We start from the raw sequence: 18,626 nt of genomic DNA, 5'->3' as shown, positions 1-18,626 counted from the left end.
GACCTTTTCATGACTGTATCGGCGTGTCGGGCAGGTTGCCCCATTCGCCCCAGGAGCCGGCATAAGCTTTTACCCTGGGGTAGCCCAGGGCCTTGGCCAGCAGATAGGTGAAGCCGGACCGGTGGTGGGTCTGGCAGTGGGTGATGATTTCCTTGTCAGGCGTGATGCCCAGGCTTTCCAGATGTTCGGCGATATCCGTGCGTATGCGCAGGGCGCGCTGCGGGTCCATGCCGGCAGTCCACTCGAAATTGACCGCGCCGGGAATATGCCCGCCGCGTGCGGCCACCACTTTCTCGCCCCGGTATTCGGCAGGCGAGCGAGCATCCCAGACCAGCAGGTCGGGGGCGCCCAGGCGGCTTTCGATATAGGCGCGGGTCGCCGTGGGGGCTTCCTGCAAGGTCAGTGTCACTGGGCTTGCTGCGTTGGCCGGGGGTTCCTGGCTCAGTGGCAGGCCTTCGGCGACCCAGGCGTGCAGGCCGCCATTCAGGTAGTGGTAGCGCGAGTGTCCGATGCTGTCGAGCAGCCAGATGAAGCGCCCGGCCCAGCCGCCACCTTCATCGTCATACACCACGTAGACCTTGTCCGGCGAGTGGCCCAGTTCGGCGAAGAGGGTTTCAAGACGCTCCTTCGTCGGCAACAATCCCGGCGCTGGCGGTTGGCCCCACTGGGTCTGCTTGGGGTCGACGAAGTGTGCGCCGGGCAGGTGGCCTTCGGTGTAGCGGGCTACGCTGGTCAAGTCGACCAGTACCAGTTCGGGACTTTGCAGCCGCGCAGACAGGTCTGCAGGCTCGATGACCAGGGGTAGATCGCGGAAGGCGGACACGGTGGACCTCATTCGCAGGAGAAAGAACGCAGTCTAGGTGCTGTTGCGGCTCCTTCGCAAACCGTGTCGAAGCATGTCGCTGTTTTACCTGGAAAAATTTGCCAGTGCCCGCTCTATGCACTGCAGCGTCTTCTCACAGAGTTGCAACCGTGAGTCGCTGAATGGCAATCCGTTCTGATCGGTACAGACCAGTAGGGACACCGGGCTGCCGAAGGAGCGCAGCAGCAGGTGGTCGCTGTTGAACAGAGCCTTGAGCTTGCCGGGCAACAATGCGGAGTACTGCGCTGCATTGTTGGCGTCCAGGCGCAGTTTCAACGGTTTTTCCAGCAGTTTGCGCAGGATAGGACTCTGGTTTCCGCTGAGGGAAAACTGTGCCGTTTCCTTGGGAAAACCACTGGCGACCAGTGTCGTCAGGCGGCTCTCGTGGGATTCCGGTTGCATGACCAGCACACGTTGCAAACCACCTGCGAGTAACGCCTGGCTTGCGGCCTGGGCCAATTGGTGGCGGTTGGCATAGGGCGTCGGGCTTTGCAGCAACTCGGCGCAATGCTTGCGCCAGGATTCGATATCGCCCGGCGGGGTCTTCTGTGCTTGCGCCTTGCGCGGCAACTGGAAGCGGCTGTGCCAGGGCCATAGCAGCCCTTGTGCAGGTTGCCAGGGGCCGGGCAGGGGATGGTTGCGGGCGTTGATTACCGCCTGCTGGTGCACCAGTTGCTGCAATTCCGGCAATGGCAGCTGCAGGTAGAGCGCGATCAGGCGCTGCCAGCGCAGGGTGTGCTGGCTGCCCCAGCTATGGTGGGCCGCGAAGGCCAGGCCATTGGCCATGACGATGGTATTGCCCGGGTGAGTCAGCCAGCGGCGCAGTTCGGGGTCGTCATCCAGCAATTTTTGCTGTTCGAGCGGGTGTTCGTTTTCCCGGGCGATGTGCAACGCCTTGACCAGCATTTGCCGGTCTCCACTGAGCAGACGGTGGCCCTGGATGATCCACTCGGGCAGGTTCCAGTGCTCGGCCATTGCCAGGCACAGCCTGAACAGCGGTACACCGAGCAGTTCCTGCTCCACCGTGGTCGCATCTTCGCCGTTGGCCAGGACACGCTCTTCCCAGGCCTGGAAAATGTCCGGGTAGGCGGCGACCAGCGGCCACATCGGCGACAGCAGAAGCAGGCTGCCCCAGTGGATTTCCTGCCAGAGCCGCGCCAGGCGCGAGGCGAACAGGCCACTCGCCTGCTGGCTGGCGTGTTGGCTGATGACGATGATCTGCCGCAGCGGCAGTGGAATGTCGGTCGGCTGGACCGCAGGAATATTCAGCAACAATTCCTCGGTGCGCTTGAGGCCGATGCGGCTCAGGGCGATTTCCAGGCTTTCGGCCGGCGCCACGCGCTCGCCGCTGGTGCGGTTGGCCTCACGCATCACGGACAGCGCCAGTACAGGGCTCGCCTGTATCCTGTCGGCGATTTCGCGCATCGAATTGTTGCCCTGGCGCAGGGCCTGGCGCGCCCGCTCATGATTGGTCGCGAAGGCGGGCATCCTGACGGCGTCGAGGACCTGTATCCAGGCGCTGATGGTGCGGGGGCGTTGTGTCTGTGTCGTCATGGGTATTCGCCACACTGACTTTTAGGCAAAATGAGCTTCAGTCTGGCGTAAATCAGCCGAAAACCATAAGCCCTTGTTCATTCGACCATGGCCGAACCCTTCATGACGCGGTCTGGCCTCGTTTGTGCAGGATTCGCTCATCCGCTTTCAGAACGTCCTCACTATGGCAAAAATCCTCGGCATTATCATCGTCTTCGCGTCGGTTCTGGGCGGTTACCTCCTGTCCCATGGGCACATCGCCGCCCTGATCCAGCCTTTCGAGGTTCTGATCATTGGCGGCGCGGCCATGGGTGCGTTTCTGCAGTCCAACCCCGGCAGCGCCTTCATGAAGGTGTTCAAGAAGTCGCTGAGCATGTTCGGCTCGCGCTTCACGCATGCCTACTACCTCGACGTGCTCAAGCTGATCTACGAAATCCTCAACAAGAGCCGCCGCGAAGGGATGATGGCCATCGAGGCCGACCTCGAAGACCCTGCCGCCAGCCCCGTGTTCAGCAAGTACCCGGTGATCCTCAAGGACGCGCGCATGACCGAGTTCGTCTGCGACTACCTGCGCATCATGTCGTCCGGCAATATGGCGCCCCATGAGCTGGAAGGGTTGTTCGACATGGAGCTGGCCAGCCTCAAGGAAGAACTGGAACATCCGAGCCACGCGGTGACCCGTGTCGCCGATGGCCTGCCGGGGTTCGGTATCGTGGCGGCGGTGCTGGGGATCGTGATCACCATGTCGATGCTGGGCTCCGGCGATCAGAATGCCATCGGCCAGCACGTTGCGGCCGCTCTGGTCGGTACCTTCCTCGGGATTCTGGCCGCTTATGGTTTCTTCGGTCCTCTGGCCGCGAGCCTGGAGCACGATGCCAAGGAAGAGCTGAACCTGTACGAAGCGATCAAGGCCAGCCTGGTGGCGTCGGCCTCCGGCATGCCGCCGACGCTGGCCGTGGAGTTCGGGCGCAAGGTGCTGTATCCGGCACACCGGCCGACGTTCTCCGAACTCGAACAGGCGATGCGTGGCGGCTAGTGGCCGTCGCCCTGACGCGTACCGACTGAATTCCAGGCCTGAGTATGGACAATAATCAACCCATCATCGTCAAACGGGTCAAGCGCTACGCCGCTGGCCACCACGGCGGCGCCTGGAAAATCGCCTTCGCCGACTTCGCCATTGCGATGATGGCGTTCTTCCTGGTGCTGTGGCTGCTTTCGTCCACGACGCCCGAGCAGCGCAAGGCGATTGCAGGCTACTTCCAGGACCCCATCGGTTTTACTGAGAGCGCGAGCCCCTACGTAATCGACCTGGGCGGCACGCCGACACCGGCCCCCGACAAGACGCTGAATCCGACCATGGACAGTTCGGGCACCGCGACCAGCCAGGCCGGCGCCGATGCCGTGGATGCCGAGGCGCTGGCCGAAGAGATCGAGCAGGAGCGCTTGCAACTGCTTCTGCAGGAATTGCAGGACAAGGTCGACGAAAACCCGACGCTGGAGCATTCCCGCGACCAGATCCAGTTCGAGATAACCCGCGACGGCCTGCGTATTCAGATCATGGATGCGGAGAATCGCCCGATGTTCGCCCTCGGCAGTGCCCAGTTGCAGCCGTACTTCGAGGATCTGCTGTTGGCCATGGCCGACACCATCAAGGCCGTACCGAACAAGATCAGCATCAGTGGCCATACCGATGCGAAGCCGTATTCCGGTGCGTCCAACTTCGGTAACTGGGAGCTTTCCGCCAGCCGCGCCAATGCGGCGCGGCGTACGCTGGTCACCGCGGGCTATCCCGAGGCACAGGTGGCGCGGGTCGTCGGGTATGCCTCGTCGGTGCTGCTGGATGCGGAGAACCCCTACAACCCGGTCAACCGCCGCATCGATATCCTCGTCCTGACCCGCAAGGCCCAGCGAGCCATCGAAGGTGAGCAGTCGGCCAGCGATGCCTCTTCCGCCACGACGGATGAGAAATCCGCCGAAGACCTGCCCAGAGAAGAGGTGCGCGAGAAGCTCAACGTCTTCGAGGAAGGCGTGCTCAAGATGCAGTGAGTCGTGGGGCTGCTCTCGAAGGGTTGTCCTTCGAAGCCCCAGGACCGTGCAGCCATGGGGCCGTGTCGCTGACGTCAGTACTTGATGAAGTGTTCGCGGTAGTGCCGCAGTTCGGCGATCGACTCGCGTATGTCATCCAGCGCCAGGTGAGTGCCGCCTTTCTTGAAGCTGTCACGAACCTCGGGCGCCCAGCGCGCTGCCAGCTCCTTCAGGGTCGAAACGTCCAGGTTGCGGTAGTGGAAGTAACTTTCCAGCGCCGGCATATGGCGGTACAGGAAGCGACGATCCTGGCAGATGCTGTTGCCGCAGATCGGCGACTTGCCCTTGGGCACCCATTGCTCCAGAAACGCCAGGGTCCGCGCCTGTGCTTCGAGGGTGTCGATCGTGCTCTCGCGTACACGCTGGGTCAGTCCTGACTTGCCGTGCTGGTTGGTGTTCCATTCGTCCATGCCGGCGAGGGTTTCGTCACTCTGGTGTATCGCGATCACCGGGCCTTCGGCCAGCACGTTCAGGTCGCTGTCGGTGACGATGGTCGCCATTTCGATGATGACATCGGTGTCCGGGTCAAGACCGGTCATTTCCAGGTCTATCCAGATCAGGTTCTGGGCGTTCTGCATGGCGAGGCTCCTCAAGTCGGGGCGCTATTCTAGCGTGCTCGCCTGTGGGTTGTGCGTACGGGATGGCATCGCCAGATGCACAAAAGCCGCCAGGAGCTGGCGGCTTTTGCAGGTGGTGCTACGAATCAGAACGACTTGGAGACGGACAGGGTCACGTTGCTGTTGCAGTTGTCCTTGTCGCCGTACCAGGCTTCGCAGGTGCCGCCCTTGATGTCGGTGTCGGTGTAGGCCAGCAGGAAGTCCAGGCCGATGAAGTTCTTGCTGACGCCAACCATCCAGTCGTCGTACTTGGCGTTGCTGCCGGTGGCGTCGATCGGGTCTTTGGTGTCGGTGCGGCCGTAGCTGAAGTGCAGGCCGAAGTCCTGCGGCAGCGCGTAGTCGTAGCCGATCCAGGTGTAGAGTTTGCTGTCCGGGTCGTAGGCGTATTTTGTGCCCAGGGTAAAGCCGTAGGCGCTGAGGGTGCCGATGACTTCGTCACTGGTCAGCTCATTGGCTTTTGGATAGGTGTAGCGGTTCCAGGACAGGTCGTAGCCGATATCGTCGGTGATATTGCCGGCATAGCCGACGTAGTAGTCGATCTCGACGCTGGAGCCGGCGAATGCCGCGCTGTCCACGTTGGATGCCCAGGTGCCGATATAGACGCCGCTTTCATGGGCGATGTCCAGGCTGCCCTGGATGGCGCCGGTGCCGTCGGTCTGCGACTGGCCGCGCCAGATGTAGTCGGTGGCGAAGGTGGCGGTCATGCTGACGTCGAAGGTCCCCAGGCTGGTAGGGAACTCTTCGGCTGCTGCAATGCTGCTGAGGCCGACGGTGCTCGCGCCGACGATTGCCAGGGCCAGTTTTTTCATCATCATGGTCAAGACTCCATCCGGATAACATGTATGCGTTAGGTGTTGTTTCAGCCCGTGGGGCTTTGTGCTTATCCACCGTTGCGCAAAGGCTTCGGTTGATTGTCCTTACGCATATTCCTTGCCAACTCTATAAGTCATTGTTTTTCAATGAGTTGAATGTTTTTTTGGGTTGTGCATGCGCTGTCGGGGAGCAAGTTAGCGGGGCTGTGCACCGATTTTGTGCCAGGGCGGAATGACCAGCCTCCGGGGCGGTGCTCTCGCTTGCGGCATCGCTTCCGGAACAGGACACTACGCAGCCCTGAATTTCGAGCCTTCGTCATGCCTGCCTTGCCTCCAGCCATTTTCCTGATGGGCCCTACCGCTTCGGGCAAGACCGACCTTGCGCTGGAACTGGCGAAAGTGCTGCCTTGTGAGTTGGTCAGTGTCGATTCGGCGCTGGTCTATCGTGGGATGGACATCGGAACGGCGAAGCCGGAGCCACGGGTGCTGGCTGAATATCCGCATCACCTGGTGGATATCCTCGACCCTCTCGAAAGCTATTCGGCTGCCCAGTTCCGGGAGGATGCCTTGCGGGCGATGGCGCAGATCAGTGGCGCGGGTCGCATCCCACTGCTAGTGGGCGGGACGATGTTGTATTTCAAGGCGTTGCTGGAGGGGCTGGCGGAAATGCCGGCTGCCGACCCTGCGATTCGTGCCGAACTGGAAGCCGTGCTTGCCGGCGAAGGCCTCGCGGCCCTGCACCGCAGGCTGCGGCAAGTCGACCCCGAGTCCGCTGCGCGCATTCACCCGAACGATCCCCAGCGCATCCTCAGGGCACTGGAAGTGCACAGGGTTGCAGGGGTGAGCATGACGGAGCTGCGCAGCCGGCAGGCGGCGCAAAAAACGGCTGGCGAAGGCGCAGGGGCGGGTGTCTTGCCTTATACTGTCGCGCAATTGGCAATCGCTCCGGTACAGCGGCAGTTGTTGCACGAGCGTATCGAACAGCGTTTTTCACGCATGATTGAACAGGGCTTCATCGACGAGGTCGTAGCCTTGCGTGCCCGCGGCGACCTGCATGCCGACCTGCCTTCGATGAGGGCGGTGGGCTACCGGCAGGTATGGGAATACCTGGATGGCCGTCTTTCCAGAGAGGATATGTCCGACAAAGGCGTCGCCGCCACCCGGCAACTGGCCAAGCGTCAGTTCACATGGTTGCGAAGCTGGGGCGAAATACACTGGCTAGACAGTCTTCGCTGTGACAATCTGCCGCGAGCATTGAAATACCTTCAGTCGCTCTCCATATTGAGCTGACATTGTTGTTTGACCGTCTATTCTCAGGCACGTGGACCGACGGAGTGAATGTGATCCGGTGTCATGGGTCGTTCAGACCCACACGATTTAATCAAAACTGATCCTCTAAGGAGTGCGGCACATGTCAAAAGGGCATTCGCTACAAGACCCTTACCTCAACACGCTACGTAAGGAGCGCGTTCCAGTTTCCATTTACCTGGTCAACGGCATCAAGCTGCAAGGCCAGATCGAGTCCTTCGACCAGTTCGTCATTCTGCTGAAGAACACCGTCAGCCAGATGGTCTACAAGCATGCGATCTCGACGGTCGTTCCAGGGCGTCCTGTCCGTCTGCCGGCCACTGGCGATGGCGAATCCCCAGAGGCGGATGACGTTTAAGTCGGGAGCTTTCCTTGTTTTTCGAACGCCACGGCGGTGGGGAAAGGGCCATTCTGGTTCACCTGGATGGCCATGACCCTTCCTTGCGGGAAGACCCGCAAGAGTTTCAGGAACTGGCTCGCTCGGCGGGTGCTGACACGGTCGGTTTCGTCAGTGTGTCCAGGCACCAGCCTTCAGCCAAGTTCCTGATCGGTAGCGGTAAGGTCGAAGAGTTGCGCGACCTGGTTCACCAGAATGAAGCTGAACTGGTGATCTTCAATCACACCCTGACGCCCAGTCAGGAGCGCAACCTCGAACAGGTGCTGGAATGCCGCGTACTCGACCGTACAGGGCTCATCCTCGATATCTTCGCGCAGCGTGCGCGTACCCATGAAGGCAAGTTGCAGGTCGAACTGGCTCAGTTGGACCATATGAGCACTCGCCTGGTACGTGGCTGGACCCACCTTGAGCGGCAGAAGGGCGGGATTGGTCTGCGTGGTCCGGGTGAAACCCAGCTCGAAACCGACCGCCGACTTTTGCGGGTACGCATACGGCAGATCAAGCAGCGTCTGGAGAAGGTCCGCAGCCAGCGTGACCAGGCTCGTCGAGGGCGCCGGCGGGCAGATATCCCGCAAGTGTCCCTGGTCGGCTATACCAACGCAGGCAAGTCGACGTTGTTCAACGGCCTGACTGAATCGGGCGTTTATGCGGCCGACCAGCTCTTCGCCACGCTCGACCCGACCCTGCGCAGGGTCGATCTCGATGACATCGGGCCAATGATTCTGGCCGATACCGTCGGTTTCATTCGGCATCTTCCACACAAGCTGGTCGAGTCGTTTCGTGCGACGCTGGAGGAATCCAGCAGCGCAGACCTTCTTTTGCATGTCATCGATTGCCATGAGCCCGAGCGTGACCAGCAGATCGAACAGGTGCTGATGGTGCTTGGAGAGATCGGTGCGCGAGAGCTGCCCATGCTCGAGGTGTACAACAAGGTCGACTTGCTCGACGGTGTCGAGCCCATGATTCAGCGGGATGCCGATGGTGTGCCGCAGCGGGTCTGGGTTTCCGCGCGCGACGGTCTGGGGCTCGATCTGCTTCGCCAGGCGATAGGGGAGCGGCTTGGTGACGATCTTTTCATCGGCACCCTGAAACTGTCGCAAGCCCTTGGCCGTCTGCGGGCTCAACTGTTTGCGGCAGGCGCGGTGCAGGAAGAGCATTACGACGATGAAGGTGGCAGCCTGGTTTCCCTGCGGATGCCCAGGTCCGAACTCAATCGCCTGGTCAGTCGCGAAGGTCTTCTGCCTGCCGACTTCATCGAGCAACACACTTTGCAATAAAGCCTGCGGCAGCAATTTTGCTGCCGCCAGCGAGCTTTCGGTAGCATTGGCGGATGCGCAATGGCGCGTCCTTAGCTTTATTTGAATGGAGAGCGCTATGGCTTGGAATGAGCCGGGTGGCAACTCGAACAATCAGGACCCCTGGGGTAGTGGCGGCGGCAATGGTGGCAATGGCGGTCGTCGGGGCGGTGGTGACCAGAAGGGGCCGCCGGATCTCGACGAGGCTTTCCGCAAGCTGCAGGACAGCCTCAACGGTGTCTTTGGCGGCAAGAAGCGTGGTTCCGGTGGTGCCGGCAATGGTGGCGAAGGCGGCGGTCGACGTGGCGGCTTTGCGCTGCTCTGGGTCGGTCTGGCCGTACTGCTGGCCGTCTGGCTGACCAGTGCCGTCTATATCGTCGACGAACAAGAGCAGGCGGTGGTGCTGCGTTTCGGTAAGTACTACGAGACCGTTGGCCCTGGCCTGAATATCTATTTCCCGCCGATCGATCGCAAGTTCCAGGAAAACGTGACGCGCGAGCGCTCCTACAGCAAGCAGGGGCAGATGCTGACCGAAGATGAAAACATCATCGAAGTGCCGCTGACCGTGCAATACCGGGTTTCCGATCTCCAGGCCTTCGTGCTGAATGTGGATCAGCCGGAAGTCAGCCTCCAGCATGCGACGGACAGTGCCGTTCGCCATGTGGTTGGTTCGACGGCGATGGATCAGGTGCTGACCGAGGGCCGTGAGGCCATGGCGAGCGAAGTCAAGGAGCGCCTGCAGCGTTTCCTGGACAACTACCGCACCGGTATCACCGTTACCCAGGTCAACCTGCAGAGCGCTGCCGCGCCGCGTGAGGTCCAGGAGGCCTTCGACGACGTGATCCGGGCTCGCGAAGACGAGCAGCGGGAGAAGAACCAGGCCGAATCCTACGCCAATGGCGTGATTCCCGAAGCGCGAGGCCAGGCACAGCGCATGCTGGAAGAGGCAAGCGGTTATCGCGATGCCGTGATTTCCCGCTCCCAGGGTGAGGCTGACCGTTTCAGCAAGCTGGTCGCCGAGTACCGCAAGGCGCCGGAAGTCACGCGTGAGCGCCTGTACCTGGAAACCATGCAGGATGTCATGAGCAATACCAGCAAAGTGCTGGTGACTGGCGACAAGGGGCAGAACAACCTGCTTTATCTGCCGCTGGACAAGATGATCAACAGCCGTGGGGCCGGTGCTCCGTCGCAATCGGCTGGCGCGTCGGAATCCACCGGGCAGGGCACTCGCCTTCCGGTAGAGCTGGACCCGCGTGAAGTTCGTTCCAGGGAGAGCCGTTGATGAGCAATAAGTCAATTCTCGCGCTGATCGTTGGCGTGATCCTGGCGTTGGTCCTGTGGAATAGCTTCTATATCGTTTCGCAGACCGAACGTGCAGTCCTGCTGCGATTCGGCAAGATCGTCGAGCCTGATTTGCAGCCTGGGCTGCACATGAAGATTCCTTACGTGAACAGTGTGCGCAAGTTCGATGCGCGCCTGATGACGCTGGACTCGACGACGTCCCGCTTCCTCACGCTGGAGAAGAAAGCGCTGATGGTGGACTCCTACGCCAAGTGGCGAGTGGATGATGCCGAGCGCTTCTATACCGCGACGTCTGGCGTCAAGGCGATTGCCGATGAGCGTCTGTCGCGCCGCCTGGAAGCCGCGTTGCGCGACCAGTTCGGTAAGCGCACCCTGCATGAGTCCGTATCGGGCCAGCGCGACGAGTTGATGGGGCAGGTAACCAATGCCTTGAACCGTGCGGCCCAGCAGGAGCTCGGGATCGAAGTCGTGGACGTTCGCGTGAAGGGCATCGATCTGCCGCGCGAGGTCAACCGCAGTGTATTCGAGCGTATGAGTTCGGAGCGTGAGCGTGAGGCCCGTGAGCACCGTGCAAAAGGCAAGGAGCTGGCCGAAGGTATTCGTGCCGATGCCGATCGTCAGAAGCGCGTACTGCTGGCCGAGGCATTCCGCGAGTCCGAGGAATTGCGAGGCGACGGCGACGCTCGTGCAGCGGCCATTTATGCGGCCGCATACGGGCAGGACACCGAGTTCTACGCGTTCTACCGCAGTCTGCAGGCCTACCGTGAAAGCTTTGCGAGCAAGGAAGACGTGCTGGTGTTGAATCCGGACAGCGAGTTCTTCCGTTACCTGGAGAAGTCGCGCTGATCGACAGGGTCATCCGACGGGCTTGACGGCCCATCGGATGACCCATCGACAAAACATTGCTATGATCCGTGCAGCCGGGGTAGCCCCGGCTTTTTTACGCCTGCGCATTCAAGTTCGCGCACGGCGATCCATGGCACGGGGCGACCCTGCCGGCCTTGTCGCCTGTCGCGCCGGGGCTCGTTCGAACATGACGGCATGCGGCTTGGGAGCGACGGCTCCTGTTTTCGTGTGCTGGCTGGAACTCTCTGAAAGAGGTGATAGGCGAAATGGCAACGATAGACCGCTGGCTGCTGCCGGATGGCATCGAGGAGGTGCTGCCGCCCGAGGCGGCGCGTATCGAGACCGCGCGACGTCGTGTGCTGGATCTATTCCATGGCTGGGGCTACGAGCTGGTCATCACGCCCCATGTGGAGTTCCTCGAATCGTTGCTGACCGGTGCCGGTCAGGATCTGGATCTGAAGACCTTCAAAATCACCGATCCGCTGTCCGGGCGGCAGATGGGTTTCAGGGCCGATATCACGCCTCAGGTCGCGCGTGTCGATTCGCACACTCTTCGTCGCGAGGGGCCGAGCCGTCTCTGCTATGTAGGCAGTGTGCTGCATGCCAAGCCCCGGGCGCTGTCCACTTCGCGCAGTCCGATCCAACTGGGTGCCGAGCTGTATGGCGATGGCGGCGTTTCGGCGGATATCGAAGTCATCAGCCTGATGCTGGAGATGCTGGAGTTGGCCGAGGTGCCGAATGTGCACATGGACCTCGGTCATGTCGGTGTCTATCGCGGGTTGGCGAGGGCGGCTGGCTTGTCTGGCGAGGCAGAGCAGCGTCTGTTCGATGCACTGCAACGCAAGGCTGTCGATGAGGTGCGCGAGTTGACCTCCGGCCTGCCGGCAGGTCCTGCGGGCATGCTCCAGGCGCTGGCCACCTTGTGTGGCGGTCGCGATGTGCTGCGCGTGGCCCGAGAGGTGTTGGCGCAGGCGCCTGCCGATGTGCAGGTCGCTCTGGAAGGCCTGGAGCGTATTGCGGATACGCTGGCACAACGATTCCCGCAGTTGCCGCTCTACTTCGATCTTGGCGAGCTGCGTGGCTACCATTACCACACCGGCGTGGTGTTTGCCGCGTTCGTTCCTGGGGTTGGCCAGTCCATCGCCCAGGGCGGGCGCTATGACGATATCGGTGCGGATTTCGGACGTGCGCGTCCGGCAACCGGATTTTCCACGGACCTGAAAACCTTGGTCACGCTGGGCCAGGCTGAACTGACTGAGCCTTCGCTCGGTATCTGGGCACCTTTCGACATGACTCCCCAGCTGTGGGAGACCATTCGTGGCTTGCGTGCCGAAGGACAGTGTGTGGTCCAGGCTCTCGAGGGCCAGGCGCCTGACGCCGTGGCTTGCGATCGCCAACTGATCAATGACGGTGGAGCCTGGCAGGTCGTGCCGCTGGCCCGCTGATTTCATCGAGACTGACTTCAATATAATTCGCTGGCCCTGGCCGGCTTGTGCTTCGCCGAAGAGGACAAAGTGTTATGGGTAAGAATGTCGTCGTCCTGGGTACCCAGTGGGGTGATGAGGGCAAGGGCAAGATCGTCGACCTGCTGACCGACCAGGCGGCTGCCGTCGTCCGTTACCAGGGCGGCCATAATGCCGGGCATACGCTGGTCATCGATGGCAAGAAAACCATCCTGCGCCTGATTCCGTCCGGCATTTTGCGTGAGGGCACGCAATGCCTGATCGGCAATGGCGTGGTGGTCGCGCCGGATGCGCTGCTCAAGGAAATCGGCGAGCTGGAAGAGCGTGGTGTGCCGGTGCGCGAGCGCCTGCGTATCAGTCCGGCTTGCCCGCTGATCCTGCCTTACCACGTTGCCCTCGATCAGGCGCGCGAAAAAGCGCGTGGCGAAGCCAAGATCGGTACCACTGGTCGCGGCATCGGCCCGGCGTATGAAGACAAGATTTCGCGCCGTGGACTGCGCATCGGTGACCTGTTCCATCCGGAGCGCTTCGCCAGCAAGCTGCGGGAGATTCTCGAGTACCACAACTTCGTCCTGCAGAATTTCTATAAGGAACCTGCGGTCGATTACCAGAAGACGCTCGACGAGGCCATGGCCTATGCCAAGATCCTCGAGCCGCTGATGCTGGACGTTGTGACCCGCCTGCATGACCTGCGCCGTGCGGACGAGAACATCATGTTCGAAGGTGCCCAGGGTACGCTGCTGGATATCGATCATGGTACCTACCCGTTCGTGACCAGCTCCAACACCACGGCTGGCGGCGTGTCGACCGGTTCGGGCGTCGGCCCGTTGTACCTGGACTACATCCTCGGTATCACCAAGGCCTATACCACCCGTGTCGGCTCGGGGCCTTTCCCGACCGAACTGTTCGACGAAACCGGCGCCTACCTGGCCAAGCAGGGGCATGAGTTCGGTAGCGTGACTGGCCGTGCCCGTCGTTGTGGCTGGTTCGACGCAGTGATCCTGCGACGCTCCATCGAGATCAACAGTATCTCCGGCCTGTGCCTGACCAAGCTGGATGTGCTGGATGGCCTGGAAACCGTGCGCATCTGCACAGGCTACCTGGATGCCCAGGGCAATACCCTGGCGGATGCGCCGACCGATGCCGAAAGCTACGAGAACCTGCAGCCGGTCTACGAAGACCTGCCGGGTTGGTCGGAGTCGACCGTCGGTGCGCGTAGCCTGGAGGAACTGCCGGCCAATGCGCGTGCTTACATCGAGCGTATCGCCGAGCTGGTGGGTGCTCCTATCGATATCGTGTCGACCGGTCCGGATCGTAACGAGACCATCGTGCTGCGCCATCCTTTTGCCTGACAGGCATATGCGATGAAAAAAGGCCCGTAGAAATACGGGCCTTTTTCGTTTTGGGCGTTGCGCGGCTGATGAGATTCAGGTCGTCAGTGTCGGCCATATCACCAGGATGGCGCTGATTACGATCAACAGCAGGCCGAGCCTTTCTCGTGGGGATACCTGCTCTTTCAGCCAGTGCTGCGAGAGCAGCAGGGTGAAGAAAACTTCGACCTGACCAAGGGTCTTCACCAGGGCGACCTGCTCCAGATTGACGGCGGTGAACCAGCATAGAGAAGCAATGGAACTGGACAGGCTGATGCGAAATACCAGTGATGGCCTGTGCCAGAGTTTCAGCAGGGTGGCGCGGTCGCGCAACGCCAGCCAGGCGGTCAGGGCGGTGACTTGTATGCCGATGGTCCATACCAGCGCCCAGGCGGCGGTATGCATGAATGGCAGGCTTAGCTGGTGGCAGGCGTCGCGTACCCAGAGTGTGGTCAGTGCGAAGCACAGACCGCTGCCGAGTCCGAGCAGCAGGGTCGAGAGATCAAGTGTACCTGGCTCGCTGCGGCCTTTCATCAGCCATACCGCAACCGATCCTATGGCAATGCCCAGCCAGCCTATCGGCCCGAGCAGTGCGCCGAAGAAGGCGGCGCCGAGAATCGCCGCGAGTAACGCCTCACTCTTGGCCAGGCCGACACCAGCGGCGTAGCTGCGGCGCTGGAACAGCAGCACCATGAGGATAGTGGCGAGGATCTGGGCAAAGGCGGCGGCGCTCACCGCGAACAGGAAGTGGCCACTGAAATGTGGTATTTCGGTCGGGACCGCCAGTTCCAGTATCAGCAGGTAGATGCCCGCCAGTGGTAGTGCCCAGATAAAGCGTGCGAGGGTCACGCCGATGGCGTTCACTTCACGGCTGAGGACTTTCTGCTGGGCATTGCGCAGTGCCTGGGTAAAGGCGGCGAGCAGTGTGAAGGGGATCCAGAGCATGTGGGGAATTCCGGAAGGCGGGGGAGGCGAGTGTGATGGTGCGGGATGGGGCAGAATAACAGGCGAAAAAAAACCGAGCCATTGGCTCGGTTTTTCTTGAATTTGGTGCCCAGGAGAAGACTCGAACTTCCACGATCTTGCGATCACTGATACCTGAAACCAGCGCGTCTACCAATTCCGCCACCTGGGCACAGCACGACAATTGCTTGCCGTTGTTGCAGTGTTTCATTCTTTTATCGAACACGGACCACTGCGTCCGCTATACGACGAACCGACTTATCAGATCGATCCATCAGAATTTGGTGCCCAGGAGAAGACTCGAACTTCCACGATCTTGCGATCACTGATACCTGAAACCAGCGCGTCTACCAATTCCGCCACCTGGGCACGGGAAACGATGTTACTTGTTCGTTTCCGTGTTACAACGTCCTCAGGACGCTGTGGGCGCGAACTATACGGTCGAGGTCGAGGCTTGTAAAGAGCTGATCCCAAAAAAAAAATTGTATTAAAGCTGCCGTATGCTCGCGTTTCGCGCTTCAATAGATACAAGACATTGGGTCCTGTATGCATATACAAAGGTGACATCACTGAATGGCCGATTGGCAATCCCTCGATCCCGAGGCCGCTCGTGAGGCGGAAAAATACGAAAACCCCATCCCCAGCCGTGAGCTGATTCTCAAGCATCTGAGCGAAAGAGGCTCGCCTGCTTCCCGTGAGCAACTGCAGGGCGAGTTCGGGCTGTCGTCCGAAGACGATATAGAGGCGCTGCGCCGCCGCCTGCGTGCAATGGAGCGTGATGGGCAAATCATCTATACCCGACGCGGCACCTACGCGCCGGTGGACAAGCTGGACCTGGTCTGCGGACGGGTCAGCGGGCATCGCGATGGTTTTGGCTTCCTGCTGCCGGACGATGGCAGCGACGACCTGTTCCTGAGCCCGGCGCAGATGCGCCTGGTGTTCGACGGCGACCGCTGCCTGGCGCGGGTCGCCGGCATGGATCGCCGCGGTCGCCGTGAGGGCGCCATCGTCGAGGTTATCAGTCGCGCCCACGAGAGCATCGTCGGGCGTTATCAGGAGGAGAGCGGCGTCGGATTCGTCGAGGCCGACAATCCGAAGATCCAGCAGGAAGTGCTGATCACCCCCGGGCGTTCGATGAACGCCAAGCCGGGCCAGTTCGTCGAGGTGAAAATCACCCACTGGCCGACCCAGCGCTTCCAGCCCCAGGGCGACATCATCGAAGTGATCGGTAACTACATGGCTCCGGGTATGGAGATCGATGTGGCCCTGCGCAGCTTCGATATTCCCTATGTCTGGCCGGAAGCGGTGCTGCGAGAAGCGGCGCGATTCAAGGAAGAAGTCGCCGAGAAGGACAAGCTCAAGCGTGTCGACCTGCGCCATCTGCCTTTTGTCACCATCGATGGTGAGGATGCCAGGGACTTCGACGATGCGGTGTACTGCGAGAAAGTGCGGGCCTGGAAGCTGTTCTCTGGCGGTTTCCGCCTGTATGTGGCGATTGCTGACGTTTCGCACTATGTGAAAGTGGGCTCGGCACTGGACAAGGAGGCCGAGACGCGTGGCAACTCGGTGTATTTCCCTGAGCGGGTGGTGCCGATGCTGCCCGAGGAGCTTTCCAACGGGTTGTGCTCGCTGAACCCGCACGTCGATCGTCTGGCGATGGTCTGTGAGATCACGCTGAGCAAGACCGGGGTGATGACCGATTACCAGTTCTATGAGGCGGTGATCCACTCCCATGCCCGGCTGACCTACAACAAGGTCAGCAGCATGCTCGAGCAGCCACAGTCCGAGGACGGCAAGCGCTTGTGTGGCGAGTACGCCGAAGTGCTGCCGCACCTCAAGCATCTTCATGCGCTCTACAAGGTCTTGCTCAAGGCGCGTCACGTGCGCGGTGCCATCGACTTCGAGACCCAGGAAACCCGCATCATCTTCGGTGAAGGCCGCAAGATCGCGGAGATCAGGCCTACGGTGCGCAACGATGCGCATCGCCTGATCGAGGAATGCATGCTCTGTGCCAACGTGGCCACGGCCGCTTTCCTGCAGAAGCATGAGCTGCCGTCGCTCTACCGTGTGCACGATGGCCCGCCGCTGGAGCGGCAGGAGAAGCTGCGCGCCTTCCTCGGTGAGCTTGGGCTTTCCCTGCACAAGGGCAAAGAGGGGCCGACGCCGAAGGACTACCAGGCATTGCTGGAAAAAATCCAGGGGCGCGCTGATTTCAACGTGATCCAGACGGTGATGCTGCGCTCGCTCAGTCAGGCGGTCTACAGCACCGACAATAACGGGCACTTTGGTCTCAACTATGAGGCTTACACCCACTTCACCTCGCCGATCCGCCGCTATCCTGACCTGCTGGTGCATCGCGCTATCCGCAGCGTGATCCGTTCGCGCCGGGATACACCTCACGTGCGTCGTGAGGGTGCCGCCAGTATGCCCAAGGCGCGTATCTATCCATACGATGAGGCTGGCCTGGAGCAACTTGGCGAGCAGTGCTCCATGACCGAGCGCCGTGCCGACGAAGCGACGCGGGACGTGGTGAACTGGCTCAAGTGCGAGTTCATGAGCGATCGTGTCGGGGAGACATTCCCTGGCGTGATCACTGCCGTTACCGGGTTTGGTTTGTTTGTCGAGTTGACCGATATCTATGTCGAAGGCCTGGTGCACGTGACCGCCATGCCGGGTGATTACTATCACTTCGATCCGCTGCATCATCGCCTCTCCGGCGAGCGCAGTGGCCGCAGTTTCCGCCTGGGCGACAGTGTTTCGGTCAAGGTCATGCGCGTCGACCTGGACGAACGCAAGATCGATTTCGAACTGGTCGAGAACACGTCTCAGGGGCGCGACAAATCCTCTGCACGCGTGCTCGGCAATACCGATGTGAAGAAGAGCCGCGAGATCAAGAAGTCCCTGCAGAACGAGTCGCGCTCCAGTGGCAAGGGTGCGCGTACTGGCAACAAGGCCGGGGCTGGCAAGTCTTCTTCAAGCAAGCCGGCGGATAAAGGCGCCAAGGCTCGCAAGCGCAAGGCGAAGAAATGAGCGATCTGGAAAAGATATACGGCCTGCATGCCGTCGAGGCCCTGCTGCGGCAGCATCCGAAGCGCGTGAAGCAGGTCTGGCTGGCCGAAGGGCGTGGCGATCCGCGTGCGCAGGCCTTGCTGGCGCTGGCCGAGCAGGCGCGTGTGCGCGTGGGGCAGTGCGAGCGGCGAGAGATGGACGCCTGGGTCGAGGGTGTACACCAGGGCGTCGTGGCGGAAGTCAGTCCCAGCCAGGTCTGGGGCGAAGCCATGCTGGACGAGTTGCTTGATCGGGCCGAGTCGGTACCGTTGCTGCTGGTGCTCGATGGTGTGACCGACCCGCACAATCTGGGTGCCTGTCTGCGCACGGCCGATGCGGCCGGTGCGCTGGCTGTGATCGTGCCAAAGGACAAGTCGGCGACGCTCAACGCTACCGTGCGCAAGGTTGCGTGCGGTGCGGCGGAAGTCGTGCCGCTGGTGGCAGTGACCAATCTGGCGCGTAGCCTGGAGCGCCTGCAGCAGCGCGGGCTGTGGGTCGTCGGGACAGCCGGAGAAGCCGAGCAAGAGCTGTACGAGCAGGATATGACCGGGCCGACGGTGCTGGTCATGGGTGCCGAGGGCAAGGGTATGAGGCGTTTGACCCGGGAGCACTGCGATTACCTGGTGCGACTGCCCATGTCGGGCAGTGTCAGCAGCCTGAATGTGTCCGTTGCCACTGGTGTCTGCCTGTTCGAGGCCCTGCGCCAGCGTACTCGCAAGGTCTGA

At 61.2% G+C, this 18,626-nt stretch carries 16 protein-coding genes and 2 tRNA genes; 11 read left to right on the top strand and 7 right to left on the bottom strand.

Annotated elements, in window-relative coordinates:
• Nucleotides 1-7: 7 nt before the first annotated feature.
• Both HW090_RS06385 and HW090_RS06380 read right to left on the bottom strand, forming a co-directional pair.
• Nucleotides 8-823: a rhodanese-like domain-containing protein gene (locus HW090_RS06385; protein WP_218673563.1), complete on the bottom strand. Its 816-nt coding sequence runs from the start codon at nt 821-823 to the stop codon at nt 8-10.
• An 84-nt stretch (nt 824-907) separates the two neighbouring features.
• Nucleotides 908-2,416, bottom strand: a complete 1,509-nt coding sequence (locus HW090_RS06380) for an HDOD domain-containing protein (RefSeq protein WP_179112721.1) — start codon at nt 2,414-2,416, stop codon at nt 908-910.
• A 163-nt stretch (nt 2,417-2,579) separates the two neighbouring features.
• Here HW090_RS06380 and motA point away from each other — a divergent pair, with 163 nt between their 5' ends.
• The gene (gene motA, locus HW090_RS06375; protein WP_179112720.1) at nt 2,580-3,431 is read left to right on the top strand and encodes a flagellar motor stator protein MotA; all 852 of its coding nucleotides are present in this window, start codon (nt 2,580-2,582) and stop codon (nt 3,429-3,431) included.
• A gap of 44 nt (nt 3,432-3,475) precedes the next feature.
• A complete protein-coding gene (gene motB, locus HW090_RS06370; RefSeq protein ID WP_179112719.1) occupies nt 3,476-4,441 on the top strand; it encodes a flagellar motor protein MotB in 966 nt (321 codons plus the stop codon).
• Between the two features lie 74 nt (nt 4,442-4,515).
• On the opposite strand, the gene orn is transcribed toward motB, so the two are convergent.
• Both orn and HW090_RS06360 read right to left on the bottom strand, forming a co-directional pair.
• Nucleotides 4,516-5,058, bottom strand: coding sequence for an oligoribonuclease (orn, locus tag HW090_RS06365; protein WP_179112718.1), 543 nt, complete (start codon nt 5,056-5,058; stop codon nt 4,516-4,518).
• Nucleotides 5,059-5,183: 125 nt separating this feature from the next.
• A complete protein-coding gene (locus HW090_RS06360; RefSeq protein ID WP_256930756.1) occupies nt 5,184-5,912 on the bottom strand; it encodes a TorF family putative porin in 729 nt (242 codons plus the stop codon).
• A gap of 315 nt (nt 5,913-6,227) precedes the next feature.
• Here HW090_RS06360 and miaA point away from each other — a divergent pair, with 315 nt between their 5' ends.
• The 7 genes from miaA (at nt 6,228) to HW090_RS06325 (ending at nt 13,872) form a co-directional block, all read left to right on the top strand.
• The gene (gene miaA / locus HW090_RS06355; protein ID WP_179112717.1) at nt 6,228-7,199 is read left to right on the top strand and encodes a tRNA (adenosine(37)-N6)-dimethylallyltransferase MiaA; all 972 of its coding nucleotides are present in this window, start codon (nt 6,228-6,230) and stop codon (nt 7,197-7,199) included.
• A gap of 121 nt (nt 7,200-7,320) precedes the next feature.
• Complete coding sequence (hfq, locus tag HW090_RS06350) at nt 7,321-7,575, top strand: RNA chaperone Hfq (protein WP_179112716.1); 255 nt, start codon at nt 7,321-7,323, stop codon at nt 7,573-7,575.
• A gap of 14 nt (nt 7,576-7,589) precedes the next feature.
• A complete protein-coding gene (gene hflX, locus HW090_RS06345; protein WP_179112715.1) occupies nt 7,590-8,891 on the top strand; it encodes a ribosome rescue GTPase HflX in 1,302 nt (433 codons plus the stop codon).
• Between the two features lie 97 nt (nt 8,892-8,988).
• Complete coding sequence (hflK, locus tag HW090_RS06340; RefSeq protein WP_179112714.1) at nt 8,989-10,191, top strand: FtsH protease activity modulator HflK; 1,203 nt, start codon at nt 8,989-8,991, stop codon at nt 10,189-10,191.
• Nucleotides 10,191-11,057, top strand: coding sequence for a protease modulator HflC (hflC, locus tag HW090_RS06335; RefSeq protein WP_179112713.1), 867 nt, complete (start codon nt 10,191-10,193; stop codon nt 11,055-11,057). Before hflK ends, hflC begins: the two co-directional genes overlap by 1 nt.
• A gap of 266 nt (nt 11,058-11,323) precedes the next feature.
• Nucleotides 11,324-12,502, top strand: coding sequence for an ATP phosphoribosyltransferase regulatory subunit (locus HW090_RS06330; RefSeq protein ID WP_179112712.1), 1,179 nt, complete (start codon nt 11,324-11,326; stop codon nt 12,500-12,502).
• Nucleotides 12,503-12,576: 74 nt separating this feature from the next.
• Nucleotides 12,577-13,872, top strand: coding sequence for an adenylosuccinate synthase (locus tag HW090_RS06325; RefSeq protein ID WP_179112711.1), 1,296 nt, complete (start codon nt 12,577-12,579; stop codon nt 13,870-13,872).
• A gap of 75 nt (nt 13,873-13,947) precedes the next feature.
• Here HW090_RS06325 and HW090_RS06320 read toward each other — a convergent pair whose 3' ends face one another.
• From HW090_RS06320 to HW090_RS06310, 3 genes are all read right to left on the bottom strand, one after another.
• Complete coding sequence (locus tag HW090_RS06320) at nt 13,948-14,835, bottom strand: EamA family transporter (protein WP_179112710.1); 888 nt, start codon at nt 14,833-14,835, stop codon at nt 13,948-13,950.
• A gap of 103 nt (nt 14,836-14,938) precedes the next feature.
• A tRNA-Leu gene (locus tag HW090_RS06315) sits at nt 14,939-15,025 on the bottom strand.
• A 110-nt stretch (nt 15,026-15,135) separates the two neighbouring features.
• A tRNA-Leu gene (locus HW090_RS06310) sits at nt 15,136-15,222 on the bottom strand.
• Nucleotides 15,223-15,426: 204 nt separating this feature from the next.
• On the opposite strand from HW090_RS06310, the gene rnr reads away from it, so the two are divergent.
• Nucleotides 15,427-17,883, top strand: coding sequence for a ribonuclease R (gene rnr, locus HW090_RS06305; protein WP_179112708.1), 2,457 nt, complete (start codon nt 15,427-15,429; stop codon nt 17,881-17,883).
• Nucleotides 17,880-18,626, top strand: a complete 747-nt coding sequence (gene rlmB / locus HW090_RS06300) for a 23S rRNA (guanosine(2251)-2'-O)-methyltransferase RlmB (protein ID WP_179112707.1) — start codon at nt 17,880-17,882, stop codon at nt 18,624-18,626. Before rnr ends, rlmB begins: the two co-directional genes overlap by 4 nt.

It is taken from the genome of Pseudomonas sp. ABC1 (assembly GCF_013395055.1).
Taxonomy (GTDB): domain Bacteria; phylum Pseudomonadota; class Gammaproteobacteria; order Pseudomonadales; family Pseudomonadaceae; genus Stutzerimonas.
The sequence above is the reverse complement of the archived record's forward strand: the minus strand, read 5'-3'. Positions and strand labels throughout refer to the sequence as shown.

Bases quoted from the DNA above. Each gene is read 5' to 3' on its own strand.
- HW090_RS06380 (WP_179112721.1), bottom strand. From the start codon at position 2,416: ATGACGACACAGACACAACGCCCCCGCACCATCAGCGCCTGGATACAG.
- motA (WP_179112720.1), top strand. From the start codon at position 2,580: ATGGCAAAAATCCTCGGCATTATCATCGTCTTCGCGTCGGTTCTGGGC.
- motB (WP_179112719.1), top strand. From the start codon at position 3,476: ATGGACAATAATCAACCCATCATCGTCAAACGGGTCAAGCGCTACGCC.
- orn (WP_179112718.1), bottom strand. From the start codon at position 5,058: ATGCAGAACGCCCAGAACCTGATCTGGATAGACCTGGAAATGACCGGT.
- HW090_RS06360 (WP_256930756.1), bottom strand. From the start codon at position 5,912: ATGATGATGAAAAAACTGGCCCTGGCAATCGTCGGCGCGAGCACCGTC.
- miaA (WP_179112717.1), top strand. From the start codon at position 6,228: ATGCCTGCCTTGCCTCCAGCCATTTTCCTGATGGGCCCTACCGCTTCG.
- hfq (WP_179112716.1), top strand. From the start codon at position 7,321: ATGTCAAAAGGGCATTCGCTACAAGACCCTTACCTCAACACGCTACGT.
- hflK (WP_179112714.1), top strand. From the start codon at position 8,989: ATGGCTTGGAATGAGCCGGGTGGCAACTCGAACAATCAGGACCCCTGG.
- hflC (WP_179112713.1), top strand. From the start codon at position 10,191: ATGAGCAATAAGTCAATTCTCGCGCTGATCGTTGGCGTGATCCTGGCG.
- HW090_RS06330 (WP_179112712.1), top strand. From the start codon at position 11,324: ATGGCAACGATAGACCGCTGGCTGCTGCCGGATGGCATCGAGGAGGTG.
- HW090_RS06325 (WP_179112711.1), top strand. From the start codon at position 12,577: ATGGGTAAGAATGTCGTCGTCCTGGGTACCCAGTGGGGTGATGAGGGC.
- HW090_RS06320 (WP_179112710.1), bottom strand. From the start codon at position 14,835: ATGCTCTGGATCCCCTTCACACTGCTCGCCGCCTTTACCCAGGCACTG.
- rnr (WP_179112708.1), top strand. From the start codon at position 15,427: ATGGCCGATTGGCAATCCCTCGATCCCGAGGCCGCTCGTGAGGCGGAA.
- rlmB (WP_179112707.1), top strand. From the start codon at position 17,880: ATGAGCGATCTGGAAAAGATATACGGCCTGCATGCCGTCGAGGCCCTG.